7 protein-coding genes are annotated in these 8440 nt (G+C 69.6%); all 7 read right to left on the bottom strand.

What is annotated here, in order from left to right; all coding sequences use genetic code 11:
- Positions 1-1105: cell division protein FtsZ (ftsZ, locus tag ACWELJ_RS31985; RefSeq protein ID WP_452369810.1), on the bottom strand; the 1105-nt coding region annotated here is incomplete at its 3' end.
- 322 nt (positions 1106-1427) lie between these two features.
- Complete coding sequence (locus ACWELJ_RS31980; RefSeq protein WP_452369809.1) at positions 1428-2294, bottom strand: cell division protein FtsQ/DivIB; 867 nt, start codon at positions 2292-2294, stop codon at positions 1428-1430.
- Positions 2295-2300: 6 nt separating this feature from the next.
- Entirely contained in the window at positions 2301-3746 is a 1446-nt protein-coding gene (murC, locus tag ACWELJ_RS31975; RefSeq protein ID WP_452369812.1) for a UDP-N-acetylmuramate--L-alanine ligase, read from the bottom strand.
- 77 nt (positions 3747-3823) lie between these two features.
- Positions 3824-5371, bottom strand: coding sequence for a putative lipid II flippase FtsW (gene ftsW / locus ACWELJ_RS31970; RefSeq protein ID WP_452369808.1), 1548 nt, complete (start codon positions 5369-5371; stop codon positions 3824-3826).
- A complete protein-coding gene (gene murD, locus ACWELJ_RS31965; RefSeq protein ID WP_452369811.1) occupies positions 5368-6810 on the bottom strand; it encodes a UDP-N-acetylmuramoyl-L-alanine--D-glutamate ligase in 1443 nt (480 codons plus the stop codon). The genes ftsW and murD overlap by 4 nt, the downstream gene beginning before the upstream one ends.
- A gap of 49 nt (positions 6811-6859) precedes the next feature.
- Positions 6860-7936, bottom strand: a complete 1077-nt coding sequence (mraY, locus tag ACWELJ_RS31960) for a phospho-N-acetylmuramoyl-pentapeptide-transferase (protein WP_452369807.1) — start codon at positions 7934-7936, stop codon at positions 6860-6862.
- Positions 7933-8440 (bottom strand): glutamate ligase domain-containing protein (locus tag ACWELJ_RS31955; RefSeq protein ID WP_452369806.1); only part of this gene is annotated, 508 nt, incomplete at its 5' end. The genes ACWELJ_RS31955 and mraY, both read right to left, overlap by 4 nt.

Raw genomic sequence — 8440 nt, 5'->3', positions numbered from 1 at the left:
GCGCGGGTTCCGGGCGCGCGGCCGGGGCGGGCTCGACCGCGCGGGCCGGGGTGTAATCGGTGGTGCGGCTGACGCTTCCGGCGCTGGCGCTGGCGGTCGCGGTGCTCGACTGGGTGCCGGGGAACCGGCTGACCGCGGGTTCGATGCGGCGGGCGGGCCCGCTGCCGTCGAAACCGGCGGCGATCACGGTGACGCGGACCTCGTCGCCGAGGGAGTCGTCGATCACCGTTCCGAAGATGATGTTGGCCTCGATGTGCGCGGCCTCCTGCACCAGCGAGGCGGCCTCGTTGATCTCGAACAGACCCAGATCCGAGCCGCCCGCGATGGAGAGCAGCACACCGTGCGCGCCGTCCATGCTGGCTTCCAGCAGCGGCGAATTGATCGCCGCCTCGGCCGCCTTCACCGACCGGCCCTCGCCGCGCGCGGAGCCGATGCCCATGAGCGCCGAGCCGGCGCCGGACATGACCGACTTGACGTCCGCGAAGTCGACATTGATCAGACCCGGGGTGGTGATCAGGTCGGTGATGCCCTGAACACCGTTGAGCAGCACCTCATCCGCGGAGCGGAAGGCGTCCATCAGGCTCACGGCCGCGTCGCCGAGCTGGAGCAGGCGGTCGTTGGGGATGACGATGAGGGTGTCGCAGGACTCGCGCAGCGCCTGGATGCCGGCCTCGGCCTGGTTGCTGCGACGCTTGCCCTCGAACGAGAACGGCCGGGTGACGACACCGATGGTGAGCGCGCCGAGCTTGCGGGCGATGGAGGCCACCACGGGCGCGCCGCCGGTGCCCGTGCCGCCGCCCTCGCCGGCGGTCACGAAGACCATGTCGGCGCCCTTGAGGACTTCCTCGATCTCGTCCTTGTGGTCCTCGGCGGCCTTGCGGCCGACCTCCGGATCGGCGCCGGCGCCGAGACCGCGGGTGAGTTCACGGCCGACATCGAGTTTCACATCGGCGTCCGACATCAGCAACGCCTGCGCGTCGGTGTTGACCGCGATGAACTCGACTCCCTTGAGTCCCTGCTCGATCATCCGGTTGACGGCGTTCACGCCGCCGCCGCCGATACCGACGACCTTGATCACAGCAAGGTAGTTGTGCGGGGGCGTCATGGGCTCTCGCCTTCCTTCGATCTGAAACAGCTTGTGTCGTCTTCGGTTACTCGACATATAACGACGCAATGGTCTCGGTCCGATAAACCCTCAACCATAGCTTCAGCGTTATGTCAAGTATCCGACTGGTGCCGAACGGTATTCGCAGCCACCGCGTTACGGGCGCAGGCGCGCCGCGACGAGTGCCAGAATCTTGTGTGATTCGCCTCGTCCGGCCCACCCGAGCATCGTATCGTGGACGGTTGCCCTCCGGTCCTGGATCGGAACCGACGGTGCCCTTCCGGCAAACCACCGAAAATTTCGGCGGCCCAATGGGTGTCGCTCACTTTACCGTGACCAGATTCGGACTCGAAACATCGAATACCTTGCCCGGCTGGGAAAGCAGGGGTCCGACCACCGCGGCCTTGCGTGAGGAGTCCACGGTTCCGCCCCACAGCACGGTACGGCCGTCACGCAACTCCAGGGCAATATCCGAAACCGAGCGGGCCACAACCGCTCCCACGCCGACCTGATCGCGCAGCGGAATCGGAATGGCGGCCATCACGGCCACCGCCGCCTTGGTCACCGGGTCCGTTCCGCCCGGATGCTCGGTCACGAGTTTGGGCACACCGGGTCCCGGCGGCTCGATGGCGAATTCCACGCTGTCGCAATCGAGCAGATGGGCGCCTTCGGGACTGTCGAAGTACAGCACCGGGGATCGTTCGGCCACCGTCACCCGGACCGTGGACGGGAACACCCGCTGCACCCGCACCGAGCGGACCTTGGGCAGCCGGGCGACCTGTTCGGCCATGGCGTCGGTGTCCAGCCGCAGGATGGACAGCCCGTCGGGCACCTGTAGGGCTTGCCGCACCTGCTCTTCCGGCACCGCGGCCAGTCCGTCGACCTCGACCGTGCGCACCGACAGCATGGGCGTGAACCAGGCGACCAGTCCGAGCGCGATCAGGCCCACCACACCGGCGAACAGCCCGAGCCGCACCCCACGCGACCGCCACGCGACCGCGATCCGCGACTCGCGCGGCTCCCGGCCGCGTCTGAGCCGGGCCCGGCGGGCCGCCACGCTGTCGGCGGCCGCGTCCGGGGCCGGGTCGGCGGAATCGGTACCGCGCGTGCCGCTATCGGGCGCGGCCGTGTCGTAGGCGTCGTCCGCGGCCGGATCCGGCCGATCCAGCGCTCCCCCACCCGAGCCCATCGGCGCTCACCGCCCGTGCGAGGGTCGTGCGCGCAGCCCGTCCAGAATCTGGCTGCCCAGCATGGTCACATCGCCCGCGCCCATGGTGATCACCACGTCGCCGGGCCGCGCCAGCGCGCCCACCTGCTTACCGACCCGCGACATATCCGGCTGGTAGTGCACGGGTTTGGTGACCGCGCTCGCGACCAGCGCGCCGTTCACACCCGGCAGCGGCTCCTCGCGCGCGCCGTACACATCGAGCACCACCACCTCGTCGGCCAGCGACAGCGCCGCCCCGAACTCGGTGGCGAAAGTGGCGGTGCGACTGTACAAGTGGGGCTGGAACACCACGATCACCTTCCCCGGCCGCGACCGCGCGCCGTCGCGCGCCTCCTGCGCGACCAGTTCGGCCGCCGCGGAGAGCACCGCGCGCACCTCGGTCGGATGGTGGGCGTAGTCGTCGAAGACGCGCACACCGTTCTCGCGCCCGGTGAGCTGGAAGCGGCGGTGCACACCGCCGAAACCCTCCAGGCCCTGGATGATCTCACCCAGATCGGCGCCGGTGGCGCGGGCGGCCAGCAGCGCGCCGAGCGCGTTGAGCGCCATGTGCCGGCCCGGCACCGACAGCCGCAGGGTGCGCGGCGCGGACTCGTCGGAGAGCTGGAACACCGCGACGCCGCCGACGTCGCGCGGCTCCCAGGACAGCAGCCGCGCGCCGACCGTCAGCCCCGGCTCGGCGAAATCGCCGGAGCCGTAACCGATCACCTGGATCCCGCGCTCGTCGTCGGCCAGCCGGGCCGCCGACCGCCGCGCCAGCCCCAGCGAGCCCGGATCGTCCAGGCACACCACCAGGCGGCCGCCCGGTTCGAGCCGGTCGACGAAGTCGTCGAAGACCTGGACGTAGGCCTCGTCGCTGCCGAAGTAGTCCAGGTGGTCGGATTCGATATTGGTGACCACCGCGACATCGGGCGCGTACTGCAGCAGCGAGCCGTCGCTCTCGTCGGCCTCGGCCACGAAGATGCCGCCGGTGCCGTGGTGGGCGTTGGTGCCCGCCTCGTTGAGTTCGCCGCCGACCGCGAAGGACGGGTCGAGTCCGCAATGCTGCAACGCGACCACCAGCATGGAGGTGGTGGAGGTCTTGCCGTGGGTGCCCGACACCAGCAGCGTCCGGTGCCCCTGCATGAGCGAGGCCAGCACCGCCGGGCGCAGCAGCACCGGCACCCCGCGTCGATGGGCTTCCACCAGTTCGGGATTGGTCTTGGGGATGGCGGCGTAGGTGGTCACCACCGCGGTGGGGCCGCCGGGAAGCAGGTCCAGCGCCGAGGCGTCGTGGCCGATGCGCACCTGCGCGCCGCGCGCCCGCAGGGCCAGCACGCCACGGCTCTCCTTGGCGTCGGAACCGGACACCATGCCGCCGCGCGACAGCAGAATTCGGGCGATACCGGACATACCGGCACCTCCGATGCCGATCATGTGCACGCGCCGCAGATGGTCGGGTAGATCGGTGTGAGCTTCCGCGGTACCCACATCACTGTCCGGCCGCTCCACTGTCACCTCGAATTACCCCGTTCCCTGGCGTGTTTCATCGGATAGTTGGGCTCCCAGGCCCGGGTGCTGCGCCACGATTCCGTGGAACGGCTGGTGCGCCGGGCCGAATCCGAATCTACCGACCGCCGCGAGGGGGATTCCGCCGAGCCGCCCCGGCCCCGCCCCGAGGGTAGCGCGCGCCGCTGCGGCGCGGACTTCACCTTCGCGTTCGGCTTGGGCTTGGGCTTCGGCTTGCCGTTCGCTTTCGCCTTGGCGCGGGCGCGCGCGGCCCGGGCGGGCGAGTACATCTCGGGCTTGGGCAGCCGCAACAGGCGGCTGAACCGGCCGTCCTGCCCGGCGTGCAGCGCCGCCACCGCCTCCGGCTCGTGCCGGGCGGCATTGGCGATGATGCCGAACATGAACAGGGTGATGGCCAGCGACGAGCCGCCGGCGGAGACCAGCGGCAGCTGCAGACCGGTCACCGGCAGCAAACCCACCACGTAGCCGACATTGATCAGCGCCTGCCCGGTGATCCAGGTGGTGGCCGAGGCGGTGAGCAGCCGGATGAACGGATCCACCGACCGCGAGGCGATGCGCAGGCCCGCGTAGACGAACAGCGCGAACAGCCCGAGCACCAGCGCGCAGCCGAGGAAGCCGAGCTCCTCGCCGATGATGGCGAAGATGAAGTCGTTGTGCGCGTTGGGCAGATAGCTCCACTTGGCCCGCGACTGGCCCAGGCCGCGCCCCCAGATACCGCCGTCGGCCAGGGAATACATGGCCTGGCGGGCCTGATAGCCGATGCCCTGCGGGTCGTCGCCCGGGTTGAAGAAGGCGCGCATGCGGTCCGAGCGATACCCGGCCGAGAGCGCGAGGATGCCCGCGGCGACCGCGCCGGACACCGCGATGGTGACGAACATCCGCAGCGGCAGCCCGCCGAACCACAGCAGCGAGGTCAAGACGATGCCCAGCGCGATGGTGGTGGACAGGTTGGGCTCGAGCACCACCAGCAGACAGACCAGCAGTCCGGCCGGCACCAGCGGCATGAGAATGTCCTTGTACCCGGCCTTCTCGGACTGCCGCGACGCCAGCAGGTGCGAACCCCACACCACCAGCGTCACTTTCGCGATCTCCGAGGGCTGCACCGACACCACGCCCAGGTCGAACCAGCGCTGCGAACCCTGCACCTTGGTGCCGACGCCGGGGATCAGCACCAGCACCAGCAGTACCACCGACAACGCGAACACCGGGAACGACAGCTGCCGCATCACCCGCATCGGGATGCGCAGCGCGATATAGAACAGCACCGCGCCCACGCAGGCCAGCACCGCCTGGGTGAAGAACAGCGAATAGGCCGAGCCGCCACCGGCATAGGACTCCACGCTGGAGGCCGAGAGCACCATGACCAGGCCGAGCACGGTGAGCAACACCGCGATCGCCACCACCAGGTGGAACGACGCCAGCGGGCGGGCCAGCCATGCGACGAACCATCCGGTTCGCAGACGCTGTGGACCCTTGTCGCCGACCCGCCGGTCTGCTGCCGGCGCGGCCCGCCGCGGTGTCGCCGCTGTCACTCTGTTCTCCCGATGTCCTTCTCGTCCAGGGCCTGCACGGCGGCGGCGAAACTGCGGCCGCGGTGCGTGTAGTCGGCGAACATGTCCAGGGATGCCGCGGCCGGAGCCAGCAGCACGGTATCGCCGCGATGGGCGAAACCGGCCGCCACGCGGACCGCGCGCGCCATCACCGCTTCGGGCTCGATCTCGGTGAAGGGGTCACCCATTCGAGCATCGTCCCCCGAATTCAGCTCCACCACCGGGACATCGGGGGCGTGTCGCGCGAGTGCGGCCGCGATCACGGCCGCGTCCTGCCCGAACAGCACGGCCGCGACCAGGTGTTCGCGGCACTCCTCGATGAGGTCCTCGACGCCCGCGCCCTTGAGCTGACCGCCCGCCACCCAGATCACATTGGGGTGGGCCAGGATCGAGGAACGCGCGGCGTGCGGGTTGGTGGCCTTGGAATCGTCGACGAACTCCACGCCCGACAACTCGCGCACGAACGCCGCCCGGTGCGGGCCGACCCGGTGCTCCTGCAGGCCCTCCTTGACGAACTGCGGGGCCACGTCGATGGCCCGGGTCAACGCTGCCGCGGCCAGCGCGTCGGCCACGCCCGCCGGGCCCTGCGGGCTGATGTCGCCGGTCTCGGCCAGGATGGCGGCCTTGGTGAAGGCGCGGTCCAGCAGCTTGCCGTCCACCACGCCCAGCTCGCCGTCGGCGGGCACGCCGATGCGGAAGCCGACGGTGCGGCGCGCCTTGGACTTGCGGGCCAGCGCCGCGGCCACCTGATCGTCGAGGCCGACCACGCCGACCCGGCCGGTCAGCGCGCGCGCCTTGGCGGCGGCGTAGGCGTCCAGGCCGCCGTGCCAATCCAGGTGATCCTCGGCCACATTCAGCACCACCCCGGCCTCGGGGCGGACCGACGGAGCCCAGTGCAGCTGGAACGAGGACAGCTCCACCGCCAGGATCTGCGGGCCGGGATTGCGGCGCAGCGCGTCCAGGATCGGCAGCCCGATATTGCCGCAGGCCACCGACGGGATACCGGCGGCGCGCAGGATCGAGTGCGTCATCTGGGTGGTGGTGGTCTTGCCATTGGTGCCGGTGACCACCAGCCACTTACGGACCGGACCGTAGATGCGGGCCTGATCGACCCACCACGCGAACTCGACGTCACCCCACACCGGGATGCCCTCGGTCACCGCAGACGCCAGCACCGGCGAATCCGGCCGCCAGCCCGGGCTGGTGATGACCAGCGCGAAGCGGCGCAGCGCGTCCGGTTCCAGCAGATCCGCGCTGGTGGCGGTGCCCAGACCCAGTTCGGCGGCCTCGGCCAGCGCCTTGGCGCCACTGTCGGTGACCACCGGCCGCGCACCGATATCGCGCAGCGGTTCGATCAGCGAACGCCCGGAGACACCCCACCCGGCGACCAGCACATCACGGCCACGCAGGAATTCGAGCATGGGCCCCGGCGACCGCAGGACCCTCGGAGAATGTTCGGCCATTGCTGTCTCACCCTGCCGCAGAGAGGTATTCGCTGTAGAACAGGCCCAGTCCGATCGCCGAGGCCATACCGGCCAGCAACCAGAACCGGATGATCACCGAGGTCTCGGCCCACCCGCTCAGCTCGAAATGGTGATGGAACGGTGCCATCTTGAACAGCCGATTGCGGGTCGCGCGGAACACCGCCACCTGCAGCACCACCGAGGTGGTCTCGGCCACGAACAGCGCGCCGATGACGACCATCAGCAGCTCGGTGCGGGTGGTGATGGACAGGCCCGCGAGCAGACCGCCCAGCATCAGCGAACCGGTGTCGCCCATGAAGATCTTGGCGGGCGCGGCATTCCACCACAGGAAGCCGATACAGGCCGCACCGCCCGCCGCGCACACCAGCGCCAGATCCAGCGGATCCCGCACCTGGTAGCAGCCCGCCACCGCGTGCGCGGAGCAGGAGTTACGCCACTGCCAGAAGGTGATGATCATGTACGCGCCCAGCACCAGGCTCATCGAGCCCGCGGCCAGACCGTCCAGGCCGTCGGTCAGATTCACCGCGTTGGACCAGGCCACCACGATGAGGCAGACGAACGCCAGGAACACCACCACGCTCATCGACAGGGTGTTGATGTCGCGGGTGTAGGACAGCCGCTTGTCGCCGGGGGTGAGGCCGTGAATGTTCTTGAACTGCAAGGCCAGAACACCGAACACCACCGCCGAGGTGAGCTGGCCGATGTACTTGCCGGCCGCGGTCAGACCCAGGTTGCGCTGCTTGCGCAGCTTGATCAGGTCATCGGTGAAGCCGACGAAACCCAACGCGGTGGCCAGGCCCATGACCAGCAGGCCGGAGGCCGAGGGGCCCGGCTCGCCGTAGGTCATCGAGATCAGGTGCGAGCCCAGGTAACCGGCCCACATGCCGATGATGATGGCGACGCCACCCATGGTCGGGGTGCCGCGCTTGGCCTTGTGGCTCTCCGGGCCGTCGACCCGGATCTCCTGGCCGAAGCCCTGTTTGGCGAAATAGCGGATCACCACGGGGGTGAGCAGAATCGAGACGGTCAGCGCGATCGCGGCCGACAAGAGAATCTGGGTCATCGAGCGGCCTCCTGCTCCGCACCGATCAGGTGTTCGGCGACGGTCCAGAGACCGACGGACTTGGATGCCTTCACCAGGACCACCGCGCCCGGCTCGAGTTCTTCGTCGAGCAGCGCGATGGCCGAGTCGATATCGGGCACGTGGATGGCTTCCTCACCCCACGAGCCCTCCTGCACGGCGCCCTGGAACATGGCGCGCACCGGACGGCCCTGACCGACCACGATCAGCCGGTCCACGTCCAGGCGCACCACCAGGCGGCCGATCTTGTCGTGTTCGAGAACGGATTCCTCGCCCAGTTCACCCATTTCGCCGAGCACCGCCCAGCTGGGCCGCGGCTCGGCCCCGGCACGGGACATGGTGACCAGCGCCTTGAGCGCGGCACGGACCGAATCCGGGTTGGCGTTGTAGTGGTGGTGTACCGGCTGCCCGAGTACGTGGAGCTCGGGATCGACGGAATCTCCATCGGCAGCAACGATCTCACCCAGCTCAGGCTCGGCGTGGACC

The organism is Nocardia sp. NPDC004582, assembly GCF_053602115.1.
This window is presented reverse-complemented; position numbering and strand designations above follow the sequence as displayed.